This is a genomic window from Paracoccus sp. TOH, assembly GCF_030388245.1.
GTDB classification, from domain to species: Bacteria; Pseudomonadota; Alphaproteobacteria; order Rhodobacterales; family Rhodobacteraceae; genus Paracoccus; species Paracoccus simplex.
This window is the reverse complement of the sequence record NZ_CP098360.1, coordinates 1,611,190-1,626,839: the sequence shown is the minus strand read 5'-3', so window position 1 is coordinate 1,626,839 and position 15,650 is coordinate 1,611,190. Positions and strand designations below refer to the sequence as shown.

Genomic DNA, 15,650 nt, shown 5'->3' with positions numbered 1-15,650 from the left:
AACCATGGCAACCGAAATCCTGATGCCCGCCCTGTCGCCCACCATGGAGGAAGGCACGCTGGCCAAATGGCTGGTCAAGGAAGGCGACAGCGTGAAATCCGGCGACATTCTCGCCGAGATCGAGACCGACAAGGCCACGATGGAGTTCGAGGCCGTCGACGAGGGGATCCTCGGCAAGATCCTGATCGCCGAAGGCAGCCAGGGGGTCAAGGTCAACACCCCCATCGCCGTGCTGGTCGAGGAAGGCGAATCCGTCGATGCCGCCCCGGCACCGAAGGCCGCGCCCGCCGAGGCCAGGGCCGAGGCGCCGGCCGCGCCGGCCGAGGCCGCCGCCCCTGCCCCGGCGCCGGTCGCGGATCAGTCGCCCGACTGGCCGGAAGGCACGCCGATGAAGACCATGACCGTGCGCGAAGCCCTGCGCGAGGCCATGGAAGAAGAAATGACCCGCGACGACACCGTCTTCCTGATGGGCGAGGAAGTCGGCGAATACCAGGGCGCCTACAAGATCTCGCAGGGCCTGCTCGACAAGTTCGGCCCGCGCCGCGTCGTCGACACCCCGATCAGCGAGATCGGCTTCGCCGGCATCGGCACCGGCGCCGCCATGGCCGGCCTGCGCCCCATCGTCGAGTTCATGACCTTCAACTTCGCCATGCAGGCGATGGACCACATCATCAACTCGGCCGCGAAGACGCTCTACATGTCGGGTGGCCAGATGGGCGCGCCGATGGTGTTCCGCGGCCCGAACGGCGCCGCCGCCCGCGTCGCCGCCCAGCACAGCCAGGATTACGCCGCCTGGTTCGCGCAGATCCCCGGCCTGAAAGTCGTCATGCCCTATTCGGCCGCCGACGCGAAGGGCCTGCTGAAACAGGCGATCCGCGACCCGAACCCGGTCGTCTTCCTGGAAAACGAGATCCTCTACGGCCGCAGCTTCGAGGTGCCGGACCTCGAGGATTTCACCATCCCCTTCGGCAAGGCCAAGATCGTGCGCCCCGGCAAGCATGTGACCCTGGTCAGCTTCGGCATCGGCATGACCCATGCGCTGGACGCGGCCGAGAAACTGGCCGGCGAGGGCATCGAGGCCGAGGTCGTCGACCTGCGCACCCTGCGCCCGATCGACTATGCGACCGTGATCGCCTCGGTGCAAAAGACCAACCGCTGCGTGACGGTGGAAGAGGGCTTCCCGGTCTGCTCGATCGGCAACCACCTCTCGGCCTATATCATGGAAAACGCCTTCGATTATCTCGATGCCCCGGTGATCAACTGCACCGGCAAGGACGTGCCCATGCCCTATGCCGCGAATCTTGAAAAGCACGCGCTGATCACCTCGGACGAGGTGGTGGCGGCGGTCAAGAAAGTCACCTACCGTTAAGGAGCAAGCGAGATGCCGACAGAAATCCTGATGCCCGCGCTTTCTCCGACCATGGAGGAGGGCACGCTGGCCAAATGGCTGGTGAAGGAAGGCGACGCGGTCAAATCCGGCGACATCCTGGCCGAGATCGAAACCGACAAGGCCACGATGGAATTCGAGGCCGTGGACGAAGGCACGGTGGGCAAGATCCTGGTGGCCGAGGGCACGGCGGGCGTGAAGGTGAACACGCCCATCGCCGTGCTCTTGGACGAGGGCGAAAGCGCCTCCGACATCGGCTCGGCCCCGGCGCCGAAAGCCGAGGCAGCCGCACCCGCGAAAGCCGAAGCCGCCGCTCCTGCGGCAGCGGCGGCGGCCCCTGCCCCGGCGGCGCCGAAGGCGGCCGATGGCAACCGGGTCTTCGCCTCGCCGCTGGCGCGGCGCATCGCGGCCGAAAAGGGCATCGACCTTGCCGGCGTGACGGGCTCGGGCCCGCATGGCCGCATCGTCAAGGCGGATGTCGAGGGCGCGAAGCCCGGCGCGGCGAAACCCGCTGCCGCCGCAGAGCCCCAGAAGGCCGCCGCCGCCCCGGCAGCGGCAGCCCCGGCCGGTCTTTCGGCGGAAACCGTGCTCAAGATGTATGCCGACCGCGAGACCACCGAGCTGGCGCTGGACGGCATGCGCCGCACCATCGCCGCCCGCCTGACCGAGGCCAAGCAGACCATCCCGCATTTCTACCTGCGCCGCTCGGCCAAGCTGGACGAGCTGATGAAGTTCCGCGCCATGCTGAACAAGCAGCTGGAATCGCGGGGCGTGAAGCTGTCGGTGAACGACTTCATCATCAAGGCCTGCGCCCTGGCGCTGCAAGAGGTGCCGGATGCCAATGCCGTCTGGGCCGGCGACCGCATCCTGAAGCTGAAGCCCTCGGACGTGGCGGTCGCCGTGGCGGTCGAAGGCGGGCTCTTCACCCCGGTGCTGAAGGACGCCCAGCAAAAGACCCTGTCGGCGCTTTCCGCTGAAATGAAGGATCTGGCCAACCGCGCCAAGACCAAGAAGCTCGCCCCGCATGAATATCAGGGCGGCAGCTTCGCGATCTCGAATCTGGGCATGTTCGGCATCGAGAACTTCGACGCGGTGATCAACCCGCCGCATGGCGCGATCCTTGCCGTCGGCGCCGGCATCCAGACCCCGGTCGTGGAAAACGGCGAGGTGGTGATCCGCAACGTCATGTCGATGACCCTCTCGGTCGATCACCGGGTGATCGACGGCGCCCTCGGCGCCCAGCTTCTGGACGCCATCGTCAAGCACCTGGAAAACCCGATGGGCATGCTGGCCTGATTCCCGGCAAAACCAACGGACAAGGGGGCCTCGCGGCCCCCTTTCTCCGTTTTCCAAATACCCCGCGGGGGTCCGGGGGCGCGAAGCCCCCGGCCCGGCCTCATTCGCCGACCGCCTCCCGCGCCGCATTCAGCCCGATCCGCCGCCGCAGCCAGCCGCCGATCCGCACCTGCCCGCCATGCACCACGGAGAACAGCGAGGGCACGAACAGCAGCGACAGCAGCGTCGACAGCAGCAGCCCCCCGATCACCGCGATGGCCATGGGCGAGCTGAACTCGGCCCCCTCGCCGGTGCCGATGGCCGAGGGCACCATGCCCGCGGTCATGGCGATGGTGGTCATCACGATGGGCCGGGCACGCTTGTGCACCGCATCCAGGATCGCCGCCGGCTTTTCCGTGCCCTGATCCATGGAGCTGACCGCAAATTCCACCAGCATGATGGCGTTCTTGGTCACGATCCCCATCAGCATCAGGAATCCGATCACCACCGCCATGCTGATGGAATTGCCGGTCAGGAACAGCGCCAGGATCGCGCCGCCGATGGCCAGCGGCAGCGACATCAGGATCGAGACCGGGGTGACGAAATTGTGGAACAGCAGCACCAGCACGACATAGGTCAGCAGCACGCCCGAGATCATCGCCACGGTGAAGGCCTGAAACACCTCGGCCATGATCTCGGCATCGCCCGAAGGCTGGATCTGGGTCCCGAGCGGCAGCTCGACCTCCTGCTGCAAGGCCGTGACCTGCGCGTTGACCGGCCCCAGCAGTGCCCCGCCGGCCAGGTTCGCCGAAACCGTGGTGCGATAGCTCCGGTCATAGCGCCCGATCTCGGTCGCCCCGGCCGAGATCGAGACATCCGCCACCACCTCCAGCGGCAATTGCCCGGCCGTGCTTGGCACCCGCAGATTGCGCACCGTCATCAGGTCGCGCCGGGCGGCCTCGTCCAGCCGCACCATGATCGGGATCTGCTCGTCGCCGGTATTGAACTTGGCCAGGTTCGATTCCGTGTCGCCCAGCGTCGCCACCCGCAGCGTCGTCGCCAGCGCGCTGGCGGTGACGCCCAGCTGCGAGGCCACCTCGGGACGGGGATGGATCTGGATCTCGGGCCGCTGCAGGCTGGCCGAGGAACTCACCCCTTCCAGCTCCGGCAGGGTCTTCATCGCCGCCATCAGCCGCTCGGCCGCCTCGGCGGCGCCGTCCTCGCTGTCGCCCAAAACGGAAATGGACAGGTCGGCATTGCCCTCTTCGTTCTGGAAATTGATCCGCAGGTCGGGGATCTGCGCCAGGTCGTGCTTCAGCTCGTCCTCGATGACGAAGCTCGACCGCTCGCGTTCTTCCTTGGGGCCGTAATTGACCATCAGCTCGGCCTTGGCCACGTCGTCCTCGCCGCCGTTGACGAAGACCGAGCGCACCTCGGGCACCGCCTTGATGCGCTGCGAAACCATCCGCGCCGCGGCTTCGGTTTCCGACACCGTGGCGCCGGGCGGAAGTTCGATGGTGATCTGGCTGCGGCCGACATCCGAGGCCGGGATGAACTCGGTCGGCAGCAGCGTGGCGGACCAGATCGAGCCGATGAAGACCCCCAGCCCCATCAGCAATGTCAGCCCGCGATGGCGCAGCGTCCAGGCCAGCACCGCCATCAGGCTGCGCAGCACCGGCCCGTCCCGCTCCTCGGCCAGGCGGGTGTTGTCGCGCAGGAAATAGGCGGCCAGCATCGGGGTGACCAGTCGCGCCACCAGCAGCGAGAACAGCACCGAGACCGCGACGGTCAGCCCGAACTGCTTGAAATACTGGCCTGGAATCCCGCCCATGAAACTGACCGGGGCAAAGACCGCGACGATCGAGAAGCTGATGGCGATGACGGTCAGGCCGATCTCGTTCGCGGCCTCCATGCTGGCCTGATAGGCGGGGACGCCCATGTTGATGTGCCGCACGATGTTCTCGATCTCGACGATGGCGTCGTCGACCAGGATGCCGGTGACCAGGGTGATCGCCAGCAGGCTGATGCCGTTCAGCGTGAAGCCCAGCCAATGCATGACGAAGAAGGTCGGGATGATCGACAGGGGCAGCGCCACGGCGGCGATCAGCGTCGCCCGCCAGTTCCTCAGGAACAGGAACACCACGATCACCGCCAGCGCCGCACCCTCGTAGAGCGTCTCCATGGTCGAGTGATAGCTGCCCGATGTATAGGTCGTCGCGTCGTCGATCAGGGTGATCCGGGTGCCGGGATGGCGGGCCTCGATCTGGGCGATGCGGGCCTTGGTGCCGTCGCCGGCCTTCAGATCGGATTCGCCGCTGGCGCGGAACACGCCGAAAGCCACCACCGGCTGGCCGTCGAGCAGGGCGAACTTGCGCTCCTCGCTGGCGCCGTCGCTGACGCTGCCCAGCTGGTCCAGCCGCACCGTGCGGCCGCCCGCCTCTCCGCCGCCGATCAGGATCGGCGTCGCCGCCAGCCGCCCGACATCGCCGGCCGATCCCAGGGCGCGGATGGAATATTCGGTGCCGGCCAGATCGCCGCGCCCGCCGCCCAGGTCGATGTTCTTGGCCCGCAACTGCTCCGAGATCTCGGCCGCCGTCAGCCCGAAGGCCATGATGCGGTCGGGGTCCAGATCGACATTGATCTGCCGGTCGGCGCCGCCGATGCGGGTGATGCTGGCCACGCCCGGCACGGTGGACAGGTCGCGCGACACCACGTCGTCGACGAAATCCGACAGCTGCTCGATGCTCATGCCGGGGTTGCTGACCGCATAGGTCAGGATCGCCATGCCGCTGATGTCGATGCGCTGGACCAGCGGCTCGACGATCGATTCGGGCAGGTCGGCGCGGACATTGGCCACCGCGTCCTTAACATCGTTCACGGCACGGTCGGTATCGGTCTCCAGCTCGAACTCGACATAGATGCGGGCCGCGCTGTCGGTCGCGGACGAGGTGATGTGCCGCACGCCGGTGATCGAGGCGATGGAATCCTCGATGGGCTGGATCACCTGCCGGGTCAGCTCGCTGGGCGCGGCGCCCGGCTGGCCGACCACGACGCTGACCAGCGGCAGGTCGATATTCGGCATGGCGGTGACCGCCAGCCGGCTGAAGCTGTAGAACCCCATCAACAGCAGCACGAGGAAGACCGCGATCGGCGGCACCGGATGGCGGATGGACCAGGCCGAGAAGTTCATGGCGCGGCCTGCACCTGATCGCCGCTGCGGAAGAAGGCGCCGGCGCGCGCCACCACTTGCTCGCCCGGCGCCAGGCCCTCCAGAATCTCGCGCCGACCCTGCCAGATCAGCCCGGCCTTCACCGGGCGGGTCTCGATCCGGCCGGCCGTGACCACCTGCACGCGCTCGCCCTGGTCATCGGCCAGGATCGCCGAACTGGGCACGGTCAGCGCCTCGCGCCGGTCGGTGATGACCCAGCCGCTGGCGAAAAGCCCGGTGCGCAGCCGCGGATCGGGGTCCAGTGCGATCCGCGCCGAACCCAGCCGCGTCACCGGGTCGACCGCCGCCGGCGCCAGCCGCAGCCTGCCGCGGACCTCGCCCAGCCCGGCCACGCGGATCTCGGCCGGGTCTCCGGCGGTCAGCTGCGACAGCGCCGTCTCGATCACATCGGCCGCAAGCTCGATCTCGCCGCCGGCGATCAGGGTGAAGAGCGGCTCGCCGCCGCTGCCCGAGATCGCGCCCAGCCGCGCGGTGCGCGCCACCACCACGCCATCGACCGGCGCGGTGATGCGGGCATGACCCAGGTTCAGCCGCGCGATGCGGCGGCTCGCGCCGGCCTGGGCCAGCTGCGCCCGCGCCACGCCCAGCCCGTCCGACGCCGAAGCCGCGGCCGCCCGCGCCGAGGCCTCGGCCGCGATCGCCTGGTCCAGCACCGCCTGGCTGGCATTGCCGCTTTGCCGCAGGCTGCGGGTGCGGGCCAGTGCTGCCGTGGCCTCGGTCAGCGTCGCCTCGGCGCTGGCGATCTGGCTTTCGGCCTGGCTGATCCCGGCCTCGGAACGCTGGTATTCCGCCTCGGCCTGGGCCAGCTGCGCCGACAGCGCCTCGTCCGCCAGCCGGGCCAGCACCGCGCCGGCTTTCACGCGGTCGCCGACCTCGGCCTCGATGCCGGTGATCTCGTAGCCCGCGACATGGGCATGGACCTGCACCTCTTGCCGCGCGATCAGCGAGCCCGAGACCGGCACCCGCGCCTCGATCGGCGTCCTCTCGGCCCGCGCCAGCGTCACCACGGGCAGTTCGGACTGTTCGACCGCGCCGGCCGTTTCGGCCATGGCCGTCAGTGCCGGTCCCGACAGGGACAGGGCAAGGGCCAGCATCGCGGCCCGGGTGATCCGGCAGGCTGCGGTCATCGTCCCCTCCAAACCAATCTCCGGCGCAACATAATGGTGCCCGCCGCCAGCAACAATGCCGGCCGCGGATCAGAAGGAAACGCTGACGCCGGGCAAGCTCAATTCGCCGATCAGGTCGCGCAGTTCCTGCCGGGCGGCGATGTTGGACATGTTGAGCTGTTCCGTGCCGATGTCCTTGAGATCCAACAGCGTCAATCCGCGCGGAAACAGCTCGCGGAAGATCACCCGCTCGGAGAAGCCCGGCGCGACACGGAAGCCGATGCGCTTGGACAGCGTCGCCAGCGCGCCGCCGACCTTGCGCTTGTTGTGCATCGCCTGGGTGCCCAGCCGGTTGCGCAGCACCAGCCAGTCGATCGGTCCCGCCCCCGCCTCGCCGCGCAGCTGGCGGGCGGACCAGACCATCTCGGCATAGATCGACGGGCCGAGGATCCGGCCCTCGGGCGAAAGCCGCGCCAGCAGGTCGAAATCGACGAAACTGTCGTTCATCGGCGTGATCAGCGTATCGGCCAGCGTATGCGCCATCTGGCTAAGCCGGGTGTGCGAGCCGGGGCAGTCCAGTAGGATGAAATCGCATTCCGCCTCCAGCGCCGCCACCGCCTGGGACAGCGGATCGCTGTCCGCCTCGGGCTCGGGCGCCAGATGGCCCAGGATCGGCGTGGGCAGATCCAGTCCCTCGCGTTGGGCGAAATGCACGCGGTTCTCAAGATAGCGTCCGAAGCTGCGCTGGCGCAGGTCCAGGTCCAGCGCCCCGACCCGATGGCCCATGCGCGCCAGCGCGGTGGCCACATGCATCGAGGTCGTGGACTTTCCCGAACCGCCCTTCTCGTTTCCGACAACGATGATATGCGCCACGAATCCCCCGGAAATGCCCGCCACCTCGCGCCGGACCATAGGCCGCGCCCGGCGCGATGAAAAGCGCCGCATCGGCGCGAATCGCCGCCGCGGCGGCGTTTTTCCGCGCGGCGCACTGCCGTTGCAAGCCTTGGGGCCGTCGCGCAACCTTCTGTTCCAGCTTCATTCTTTCATCACGACACAACAGGTCGAGATTTATCTTGAAAAATACGACCGACTATGTCGTCATATGTCTGCCGGACCAAACCGGCAGGTCAGCCAAGGGAAGGAGCCAAAGATGACCTATCGGCACCATCTGTCGGCCTTTGCCGATCGCGCGCTGCGGGCCGCCATGCTCGCCCCGCCCCGTTATGCGGTCAGCCTGATCGACCGCCGCACGGGCAAGCCGCATCGGATCTCGGAGATTCCGTTGCGGCTGATCACCTGCGAACCGTTCAGGACCGCCCGGGACCTGATGCGCGACCGCGACCCCGCGCTTTGGGGCACCGCCATCCACCGCCTCGACAGGAAAGGAGCCCTGCAATGATCCGCGCCGCTTTCCGCACGCCCGCCCGCCCCTATGCGACCATCGCGCTTTCGGCCTATCAAAGCGTGCAGGGGCCGGTGCTGCGCCAATATCGCGACGGCCGGGTGATGATCGACACCGGCAACGGGCCGCTGACCGGCCTGCCGCTGAACCGGCCGACGCGGGCGCCGGGCTGGATGCCGATCCTGGGCCCGGCCTTCTGATCGGGCCTTCTGATCGGGGCTTATGATCGGGCATGCCGGCGGTGATCGCCTTCCGCCGGGGATCGCCCACCATCCCCCGGAACGAAAAACGCCGCCCGAAAGGGCGGCGTTTGCAGATCCGGGCGCGGTGGACTCAGAAGCCCAGGCCGGCATATTTGTTCTTGAACTTCGACACCCGGCCGCCGGTGTCCATCAGCTTGGCCGAGCCGCCGGTCCATGCCGGGTGCACGCTGGGATCGATGTCCAGCGACATGGTGTCGCCTTCCTTGCCCCAGGTCGAACGCACCTGATAGGTGGTGCCGTCGGTCATCTTCACGGTGATGAAGTGATAGTCGGGATGAATCTCTGCTTTCATGGCGCGTCTCCTCAGGCCTGGGCTTCGGCTTTGGGCTTGTAGTTGCTGACCTCGGCGATGCGGGCCGATTTGCCGCGGCGATCGCGCAGGTAGTACAGCTTGGCGCGGCGGACACGGCCACGGCGCACCACGGTGATCGAGTCGATATTGGTCGAGTAGAGCGGGAAGACGCGCTCGACGCCCTCGCCGAACGAGATCTTGCGCACGGTGAACGAGGCGCCGATGCCGCCGCCCTTGCGCGAGATGACCACGCCTTCGTACATCTGCACGCGGGTGCGGGTGCCTTCGGTCACCTTGTAGCCGACGCGCACGGTGTCGCCGGCCTTGAAATCGGGGATTTCCTTGCCGAGCGCGGCGATTTGCTCGGCTTCGATCTGGGCGATCAGGTTCATCGCTTTGTTCCTTCGGTTACTCGCGGTAGCCCCGCGATTGGTCTGATGCGCCCGAGAGCTGTCGGTCCTTTGCCGGGTCCATACGAGTTTCCTCATATGCCCGCCACAGGTCGGGGCGGCGTTCCTTGGTCAGCCTTTCGGCCATGTCGCGCCGCCAACTGGCAATAGCCGCGTGATTGCCGGACAGAAGCACGTCCGGGATCGCGCGGCCTTCCCAAAGGGCGGGCTTCGTGTACTGCGGATGTTCCAGCAGGCCGCCCTGGTCCGGGGAAAAGGATTCCTCGGCCAGAGATTCCTGATTCCCCAGCACGCGCGGTATAAGGCGAACCGTCGCGTCGATCAAGACCTGAGCGGCCAGTTCGCCGCCGGTCAGGACGTAATCGCCGATGCTGATCTCCTCGACGCCATGGGCGTCCAGCACGCGCTGGTCCACGCCCTCGAACCGGCCGCAGATCAGCGTCATGCCGGGACCGTTGGCCAGTTGCCGCGCCCGGGCCTGGGTGAAGGGCTTGCCGCGCGGCGACAGGTAGATGGCCGGCAGGTCGCCGCCCGCCTCGCGCAGCGCCGCGTCCATCACGTCGGGGCGGATCACCATGCCGGCGCCGCCGCCCGCCGGCGTGTCGTCGACATTGCGGTGCCGGCCGATGCCGAAGGGCCGCAGGTCGATGCTGCGCAGGTTCCACAGCCCTTCGGCCAGCGCCCGCCCGGTCAAGGAAAGCCCCAGAACCCCCGGGAAAGCCTCGGGAAACAGGGTGACGACCTGCGCTGTCCACGCGCCTTTGACCCGAGGCTCGGCCATCAGGTCCCGCGGCTGCAGGCTGGCGCTGATGGTAAGCCGGCCATGGGATTTCGCCGCGTGGGATTTCGGCGGCGTGCTCATGCGTCGCGGCGCAGCAGGAAATTGCCGGCCACCACCAGCAGCGCCCCCAGGATGGCGGTGCCGACCGGCGCGGCGGGCGGCAGCGTCATCGGCGCGAACAGCGTGCCCAGATACCAGGCGCCCATGCAGAGCGCGCCGCAGATCAGGATGGCCTGCGCCATCAGCCGCGGGCTGGGCGACAGCGCCTGCCCGGCCAGCAGCGGAATGATCCCGGCCAGCATGACCGGCGCGAAGATATAGGCGTTCGGGTTCTCGCTGCCCGAGAGACCCTGCATCAGCGGGCCGGCGAGCATGAGAAGAAAACCGATGGAGAACAATGCAATGCGCGTCATTCCTGTTCCTCTTCCGGCGGGTCGGCGATGATGCGCCCGGCAGCGATGTCCACCGTCGGCACGAAGGCGCGGGTGAAGGGCAGCAACACTGTCTGGCGGCCCGTTCCGAAGATCTCGAGAATGTCGCCCGCGCCATGGTCGTAGATGGCCCGGACCTTGCCGATCAGCTTGCCGCCGGTGTCGTAGACGGAAAGCCCGATCAGGTCGGTGTGATAGAATTCGTCATCCGGCAGCGCCGGCAGCCGGTCACGGTCGGCCCAAAGCGTCACGCCCTTCAGCGCCTCGGCCTGTTCGCGCGTCTCGACGCCCGAGAGCCGGGCCCCGAGTCCCCCGGTCACCGGCCGGCTCAGCCGGACCGTGAAGAAGCGCTTTCCATCCTCGGACCAGAGCGGACCATAGGCAGCAATATCAGAAGGTTCCGAGGTGAAGCTCTTGAGCCTCACCTCGCCCCGGACGCCGAAGGCGCCCGCGATCGCGCCGACACAGATCCGCTCGGCCATGCCGGATTATTCCGAAGCGGCTTCTTCGGCCGGGGCGTTGGCGGCGGCCTCGCGGGCGGCGCGCTTCTCGGCCCGCTCTTTCGCGGCCTTGCCCGGCTCGCCCTTCTTCAGGTTCTTGCGCTCGGCCTTCTCTTTCACGCCGGCGGCTTCCAGGAAGCGGGCGACGCGGTCGGTCGGCTGCGCGCCCTGGCCCAGCCAGTACTGGACGCGCTCCAGATCCATCTTGATGCGCTCTTCCGAATCCTTGGGCAGCAGCGGGTTGTAGACACCCAGCTTCTCGAGGAAGCGGCCGTCGCGCGGCATGCGCGAGTCCGAGGCGACGATGGCGTAATGGGGGCGTTTCTTCGAGCCACCACGGGCCAGGCGGATTTTCATTGCCATTGCGATTTCTCCTTTGGAATGGCGGGTTTGGCGGATGCGCGGCAACGCATCCTAGACGTGGTACCGTTCGTGATGCCGGATCACTTCGGCGATCACGAAATTCAGGAATTTGCGCGCGAATTCCGGGTCGAGATCGGCCTCGCGCGCGAGGCGTTCCAGCCGCTCGATCTGGCTTGCCTCGCGGGCGGGATCGGACGGAGGAAGGTCGTGTTCGGCCTTGAGGCGGCCGACGTTCTGGGTGTGCTTGAAGCGCTCGGCCAGCGTATAGACCAGGATCGCGTCCAGACGGTCGATGCTGGCGCGATGCTCTTTCAACAGAGCGGCGGCGCGGGCGGCGTCATTGGTCACGCGGAAATCTCCAAGACGTTGATTTCGTTCAGGGCGGCTGTCCACCGCCCGTACACCGGGCGTACACCGCGGATGCAGCGCCCGTCGCTCATGCGAAGGCCTCCGCCGGGTGGCGCCAGACGGCGCAGGGTTCGGTGCCGGGATGTGCGGCCGCGGTATCGCGCTGCGCGCCCAGCCGCCGGGCCAGCGCGGCCGAGCGGTCGTTGGCGGGCAGGATATAGCTGACGGCGGTCGTCCAGCCGAGCCGGCGCGCCGCGAAGTCGCGGGCGGCCAGCGCCGCCTCATGCGCGATGCCCCTGCCCTCGGCACCGGCATCCCACAGCGTCCAGCCGATCTCGGGCTCGGGCCAGCCGTCGGGAAACCAGGGCCCGACCCCGCCCAGCGCGGCGCCGCTTGCGCGGTCGGTCACGGTGAACAGCCCGTAGCCGCGCAGCACCCAATGGCCGACGATATGGCCGAAGGCGCGCCAAGCGAGGCCCGGCGCCAGCAGCGGCCCGCCGACCCAGGCCGAGCGTTCGCTTGCCGCAAAGTCACGCCAGACCGGCCAGTCGCCGGCCTGCGGGGCACGCAGGACCAGGCGTTCGGTCGTCAGCACGGGCGTGTCGGAGAGCGTGACCACTTATTTCTTCCCAAACAGCCCCGAGAGCCCGCCGGGCAGGTTCAGCTTGCCCAGATCGCCGCCCAACCCCTTGGGATCCTGCAGCATCTTCGTCGCCTCGGCCATCTTCTCGGGATCGACATTGGCCATGTCGGGCAGCCCGCCGCCCTTGCCGGTCATGGCGCGCATGGCCTGTTTCAGCATCCCGCCCTTGCCCATCTTGCCGAGCTTCTTCATCGTGTCGGCCATCTGCTTCTGCATCTTCAGCAGCTTGTTCAGTTCCGACACTTCCATGCCGGCACCGGCGGCGATGCGCTTCTTGCGGCTGGCCTGCAGCAGGTCCGGGTTGGCGCGTTCCTTCCTGGTCATCGAGTTGATCAGCGCGATCTGGCGCTTGATCGCCTTGTCGTCGAAGCCGGCGGCCTCGGCCTGCTTGGCCATCTTGCCCATGCCGGGCATCATGCCCATGATGGACTGCATGCCCCCCATCTTCATCATCTGTTCGAGCTGGCCTTTCAGGTCGTTCATGTTGAACAGACCCTTCTGGAAGCGCTTCATCATGCGCTCGGCCTGCTCGACCTCCAGCACCTCCTGCGCCTTCTCGACCAGCGCGACGATGTCGCCCATGCCGAGGATGCGGCCGGCGACGCGCTGCGCGTCGAAGGCTTCCAGCGCGTCCATCTTTTCGCCAAGGCCGACGAAGCGGATCGGCTTGCCGGTCACGGCGCGCATCGACAGCGCCGCACCGCCGCGGCCGTCGCCGTCCATCCGGGTCAGCACCACGCCCGAGATGCCGACCTTGCCGTCGAATTCGGTGGCGACGTTCACCGCGTCCTGGCCGGTCAGCCCGTCGACGACCAGCAGCGTCTCGCGCGGGTTGGCCACGTCGCGGACCGCCTGCACCTCGTCCATCAGCACTTCGTCGATATGCAGCCGGCCGGCGGTGTCGAGCATGTAGACGTCATAGCCGCCCAGCGTCGCCTGCTGCTTGGCGCGTTTCGCGATCTGCACGGCATTCTCGCCCGGGACGATCGGCAGGGTGTCGACGCCGATCTGCTGGCCCAGGATCGCCAGCTGCTCCATGGCGGCCGGGCGGTTGGTGTCGAGCGAGGCCAGCAGCACCCGCTTCTTCTCGCGGTCCTTGAGGCGCTTGGCCAGCTTGGCCGTGGTGGTGGTCTTGCCCGAGCCCTGCAGGCCGACCATCAGGATCGGCGCCGGCGGATTGTCGATGCGCAGCGCGTCGGGCTCGCCCTCGCCCTGCAGCACCTTGATCAGCTCGTCATGGACGATCTTGACCACCTGCTGGCCGGGGGTGATCGACTTGGTGACGGCGCTGCCGGTGGCCTTGGCGGTGACGGATTTCACGAAGCTGCGCGCGACCGGCAGCGAGACGTCGGCTTCCAGCAGCGCGACGCGCACCTCGCGCATGGCGGCGGCGACATCCTCCTCGGACAGGGCACCCTGCTTGGTCAGCCGGTCGAAGACGCCGCCAAGGCGGTCGGACAGGTTTTCAAACATCGGCGGCCCTCCAATGGTTGCCGTTGCCCGCAAGGGGCGCGAATAAACAGTGACGCCCCCGTGGGCGCAACGCGCTGACGGGGGGCGATCCCCGGCATGCGGGGACCGGAAGGCCAGACCTTCCGGGGAATCCCGGCGTGGATAGGCGCAATGGCCCGCGAAGTCAAGCGCGGGCCGGATGACCTGCCCCCTCGACCTGCCCCGTTGACCCTGCCCCGTTGACCCTGCGCCGGCTTTGGTGAAAACCTCGGCCCCCGGAGGACCGCACCATGACCCATCCCATCAGCCGCTTCCCCGTGCCCTCGCTGGACGAGATGCCCGAGGATATCGCCGCCCGCATCCGCAAGGTGGCCGAGAAATCCGGCTTCGTGCCGAACGTCTTCCTGGCCCTGGCGCATCGCCCGGACGAATTCCGCGCCTTCTTCGCCTATCACGACGCTCTGATGGAACGCGAGTCGGGCCTGAGCAAGGCCGAGCGCGAGCTGATCGTGGTCGCCACCTCGGGGCTGAACCAGTGCCAATATTGCGTGGTGGCGCATGGCGCCATCCTGCGCATCCGGGCCAAGAACGCGCTGATCGCCGACCAGGTGGCGGTGAACTGGCGCAAGGCGGACCTGACGCCCCGCGAACGCGCCATGCTGGTCTATGCCGAGAAGGTGGCGCTGCGGGCGCAGGACATCGAGGCCGGCGACCATGCCGCCCTGGTCGAGGCCGGCTTCACTCGGGACGAGATCTGGGACATCGGCGCCATCGCCGCCTTTTTCGGCATGTCGAACCGGCTGGTGAATGCCGGCGACATCCGGCCGAACGACGAGTTCTACATGCTCGGGCGCGGCTGATGGCCGAGCTTTCGGCCGCGGTGCCGCAGATGCGGCGCGAGACGCTGCAGGGCCATGCGGCGATGCTGCTGTTCTCGGCCGCGATCGCCGGCTCCTTCTCGCTCGGGGCGCGGGCGGCGAACCTGATCGACCCGGCGGCGATCTCGGCGGCGCGCTTCGCCATCGCCGCGGGCGTGGTCGGCGGCGTCGCGCTGGCCGGGCCCGGCATCCCGCGCGCGGCCTTTCGCGCCCCCTGGCGCTACCTGCTGCTGGGCGGGCTTTTCGCCGCCTATTTCGTGCTGATGTTCGAGGGGCTGAAGACCGCGCTGCCGGTCTCGGCCGCGGCGGTGTTCACGCTGACGCCGCTGATGGCGGCGGGCTTCGGCTGGCTCTTGATGCGGCAGCGCATGACCGGGCGCATCGCCCTGGCGCTGGCGCTGGGGGCGGCGGGCTCGCTTTGGGTGATCTTCGGCGGCGACGCGGCGGCGCTGCTGCGGCTGGAATTCGGCCGCGGCGAGGCGATCTACCTGGTCGGCTGCGCGGCGCATGCGCTCTATACGCCGATGGTGCGGCGGCTGAACCGGGGCGAGACGCCGATCGCCTCGACCCTCGCCACGCTCTGCGCCGGCGGGCTGATCCTGCTGGTCTGGGGCGGGCGGGCGATCCTGCAGACGGATTGGGCGCATCTGCCGGCCATCGTCTGGGTGACGCTGCTTTACGTGGCGATCTTCGCCAGCGCGCTGACCACGGCGCTGGTGCAATTCGCCACCATGCGCCTGCCCTCGTCCAAGGTGATGGCCTATACCTATCTGACCCCGGCCTGGGTCATCCTGCTGGAAGCCGTCCTGACCCGGGGCCTGCCGCCGCTGGCGGTGCTGCCCGGGGTGCTGGCGACCGTCGCCGCGCTGATTCTGCTGCTGAAGGACTGA

The 15,650-nt window shown here is 68.2% G+C and carries 18 protein-coding genes; 6 read left to right on the top strand and 12 right to left on the bottom strand.

Annotated features, from left to right (window positions below; genetic code table 11):
- Positions 1 to 4: 4 nt before the first annotated feature.
- Together NBE95_RS08130 and NBE95_RS08125 are read left to right on the top strand one after the other, a co-directional pair.
- On the top strand, positions 5 to 1,369 hold the full coding sequence (locus NBE95_RS08130; protein ID WP_289893405.1) for a pyruvate dehydrogenase complex E1 component subunit beta: 1,365 nt from the start codon (positions 5 to 7) through the stop codon (positions 1,367 to 1,369).
- A gap of 12 nt (positions 1,370 to 1,381) precedes the next feature.
- The gene (locus NBE95_RS08125) at positions 1,382 to 2,683 is read left to right on the top strand and encodes a pyruvate dehydrogenase complex dihydrolipoamide acetyltransferase (RefSeq protein ID WP_289893404.1); all 1,302 of its coding nucleotides are present in this window, start codon (positions 1,382 to 1,384) and stop codon (positions 2,681 to 2,683) included.
- A 100-nt stretch (positions 2,684 to 2,783) separates the two neighbouring features.
- Here the strand turns inward: NBE95_RS08125 and NBE95_RS08120 are convergent, their stop codons facing one another.
- From NBE95_RS08120 to NBE95_RS08110, 3 genes are all read right to left on the bottom strand, one after another.
- Positions 2,784 to 5,852, bottom strand: a complete 3,069-nt coding sequence (locus tag NBE95_RS08120; protein WP_289893403.1) for an efflux RND transporter permease subunit — start codon at positions 5,850 to 5,852, stop codon at positions 2,784 to 2,786.
- The gene (locus tag NBE95_RS08115) at positions 5,849 to 7,018 is read right to left on the bottom strand and encodes an efflux RND transporter periplasmic adaptor subunit (RefSeq protein ID WP_289893402.1); all 1,170 of its coding nucleotides are present in this window, start codon (positions 7,016 to 7,018) and stop codon (positions 5,849 to 5,851) included. Before NBE95_RS08115 ends, NBE95_RS08120 begins: the two co-directional genes overlap by 4 nt.
- A gap of 69 nt (positions 7,019 to 7,087) precedes the next feature.
- Positions 7,088 to 7,870 carry a division plane positioning ATPase MipZ gene (locus tag NBE95_RS08110; RefSeq protein WP_289893401.1) on the bottom strand — a complete coding sequence of 261 codons (783 nt, stop codon included), beginning with the start codon at positions 7,868 to 7,870 and terminating at the stop codon, positions 7,088 to 7,090.
- Positions 7,871 to 7,883: 13 nt separating this feature from the next.
- Here NBE95_RS08110 and NBE95_RS08105 point away from each other — a divergent pair, with 13 nt between their 5' ends.
- A complete protein-coding gene (locus NBE95_RS08105; protein WP_289893400.1) occupies positions 7,884 to 8,396 on the top strand; it encodes a hypothetical protein in 513 nt (170 codons plus the stop codon).
- Entirely contained in the window at positions 8,393 to 8,599 is a 207-nt protein-coding gene (locus tag NBE95_RS08100; protein ID WP_289893399.1) for a hypothetical protein, read from the top strand. The genes NBE95_RS08105 and NBE95_RS08100 overlap by 4 nt, the downstream gene beginning before the upstream one ends.
- A gap of 133 nt (positions 8,600 to 8,732) precedes the next feature.
- On the opposite strand, the gene rpmE is transcribed toward NBE95_RS08100, so the two are convergent.
- The 9 genes from rpmE to ffh all read right to left on the bottom strand — a co-directional run bounded on the left by rpmE (position 8,733) and on the right by ffh (position 13,903).
- A complete protein-coding gene (gene rpmE / locus NBE95_RS08095; protein ID WP_019353473.1) occupies positions 8,733 to 8,954 on the bottom strand; it encodes a 50S ribosomal protein L31 in 222 nt (73 codons plus the stop codon).
- Between the two features lie 11 nt (positions 8,955 to 8,965).
- A complete protein-coding gene (gene rplS, locus NBE95_RS08090; RefSeq protein ID WP_289893398.1) occupies positions 8,966 to 9,346 on the bottom strand; it encodes a 50S ribosomal protein L19 in 381 nt (126 codons plus the stop codon).
- 16 nt (positions 9,347 to 9,362) lie between these two features.
- A complete protein-coding gene (gene trmD / locus NBE95_RS08085; protein ID WP_289893397.1) occupies positions 9,363 to 10,226 on the bottom strand; it encodes a tRNA (guanosine(37)-N1)-methyltransferase TrmD in 864 nt (287 codons plus the stop codon).
- Positions 10,223 to 10,558 (bottom strand): hypothetical protein, encoded by a 336-nt coding sequence (locus NBE95_RS08080; RefSeq protein WP_289893396.1) that lies wholly within the window; start codon positions 10,556 to 10,558, stop codon positions 10,223 to 10,225. Before NBE95_RS08080 ends, trmD begins: the two co-directional genes overlap by 4 nt.
- Positions 10,555 to 11,058, bottom strand: coding sequence for a ribosome maturation factor RimM (gene rimM, locus NBE95_RS08075; protein ID WP_289893395.1), 504 nt, complete (start codon positions 11,056 to 11,058; stop codon positions 10,555 to 10,557). Before rimM ends, NBE95_RS08080 begins: the two co-directional genes overlap by 4 nt.
- A 6-nt stretch (positions 11,059 to 11,064) precedes the next feature.
- On the bottom strand, positions 11,065 to 11,439 hold the full coding sequence (rpsP, locus tag NBE95_RS08070) for a 30S ribosomal protein S16 (RefSeq protein WP_289893394.1): 375 nt from the start codon (positions 11,437 to 11,439) through the stop codon (positions 11,065 to 11,067).
- 51 nt (positions 11,440 to 11,490) lie between these two features.
- A complete protein-coding gene (locus NBE95_RS08065; protein WP_019353403.1) occupies positions 11,491 to 11,787 on the bottom strand; it encodes a chorismate mutase in 297 nt (98 codons plus the stop codon).
- Between the two features lie 88 nt (positions 11,788 to 11,875).
- On the bottom strand, positions 11,876 to 12,406 hold the full coding sequence (locus tag NBE95_RS08060; RefSeq protein WP_289893393.1) for a GNAT family N-acetyltransferase: 531 nt from the start codon (positions 12,404 to 12,406) through the stop codon (positions 11,876 to 11,878).
- Complete coding sequence (gene ffh, locus NBE95_RS08055) at positions 12,407 to 13,903, bottom strand: signal recognition particle protein (protein WP_289893392.1); 1,497 nt, start codon at positions 13,901 to 13,903, stop codon at positions 12,407 to 12,409. It lies immediately after the preceding gene.
- Positions 13,904 to 14,172: 269 nt separating this feature from the next.
- On the opposite strand from ffh, the gene NBE95_RS08050 reads away from it, so the two are divergent.
- Positions 14,173 to 14,742: a peroxidase-related enzyme gene (locus tag NBE95_RS08050; protein WP_289893391.1), complete on the top strand. Its 570-nt coding sequence runs from the start codon at positions 14,173 to 14,175 to the stop codon at positions 14,740 to 14,742.
- The gene (locus NBE95_RS08045; protein WP_289893390.1) at positions 14,742 to 15,650 is read left to right on the top strand and encodes a DMT family transporter; all 909 of its coding nucleotides are present in this window, start codon (positions 14,742 to 14,744) and stop codon (positions 15,648 to 15,650) included. The genes NBE95_RS08050 and NBE95_RS08045 overlap by 1 nt, the downstream gene beginning before the upstream one ends.

What these genes read in the sequence shown, in the direction of transcription:
- NBE95_RS08080 (WP_289893396.1), bottom strand. Translation starts at nt 10,558, where the DNA reads ATGACGCGCATTGCATTGTTCTCCATCGGTTTTCTTCTCATGCTCGCC.
- NBE95_RS08125 (WP_289893404.1), top strand. Translation starts at nt 1,382, where the DNA reads ATGCCGACAGAAATCCTGATGCCCGCGCTTTCTCCGACCATGGAGGAG.
- NBE95_RS08100 (WP_289893399.1), top strand. Translation starts at nt 8,393, where the DNA reads ATGATCCGCGCCGCTTTCCGCACGCCCGCCCGCCCCTATGCGACCATC.
- NBE95_RS08045 (WP_289893390.1), top strand. Translation starts at nt 14,742, where the DNA reads ATGGCCGAGCTTTCGGCCGCGGTGCCGCAGATGCGGCGCGAGACGCTG.
- rpsP (WP_289893394.1), bottom strand. Translation starts at nt 11,439, where the DNA reads ATGGCAATGAAAATCCGCCTGGCCCGTGGTGGCTCGAAGAAACGCCCC.
- rimM (WP_289893395.1), bottom strand. Translation starts at nt 11,058, where the DNA reads ATGGCCGAGCGGATCTGTGTCGGCGCGATCGCGGGCGCCTTCGGCGTC.
- NBE95_RS08130 (WP_289893405.1), top strand. Translation starts at nt 5, where the DNA reads ATGGCAACCGAAATCCTGATGCCCGCCCTGTCGCCCACCATGGAGGAA.
- rpmE (WP_019353473.1), bottom strand. Translation starts at nt 8,954, where the DNA reads ATGAAAGCAGAGATTCATCCCGACTATCACTTCATCACCGTGAAGATG.
- NBE95_RS08105 (WP_289893400.1), top strand. Translation starts at nt 7,884, where the DNA reads ATGCCCGCCACCTCGCGCCGGACCATAGGCCGCGCCCGGCGCGATGAA.
- rplS (WP_289893398.1), bottom strand. Translation starts at nt 9,346, where the DNA reads ATGAACCTGATCGCCCAGATCGAAGCCGAGCAAATCGCCGCGCTCGGC.
- ffh (WP_289893392.1), bottom strand. Translation starts at nt 13,903, where the DNA reads ATGTTTGAAAACCTGTCCGACCGCCTTGGCGGCGTCTTCGACCGGCTG.
- NBE95_RS08115 (WP_289893402.1), bottom strand. Translation starts at nt 7,018, where the DNA reads ATGACCGCAGCCTGCCGGATCACCCGGGCCGCGATGCTGGCCCTTGCC.
- trmD (WP_289893397.1), bottom strand. Translation starts at nt 10,226, where the DNA reads ATGAGCACGCCGCCGAAATCCCACGCGGCGAAATCCCATGGCCGGCTT.
- NBE95_RS08050 (WP_289893391.1), top strand. Translation starts at nt 14,173, where the DNA reads ATGACCCATCCCATCAGCCGCTTCCCCGTGCCCTCGCTGGACGAGATG.
- NBE95_RS08120 (WP_289893403.1), bottom strand. Translation starts at nt 5,852, where the DNA reads ATGAACTTCTCGGCCTGGTCCATCCGCCATCCGGTGCCGCCGATCGCG.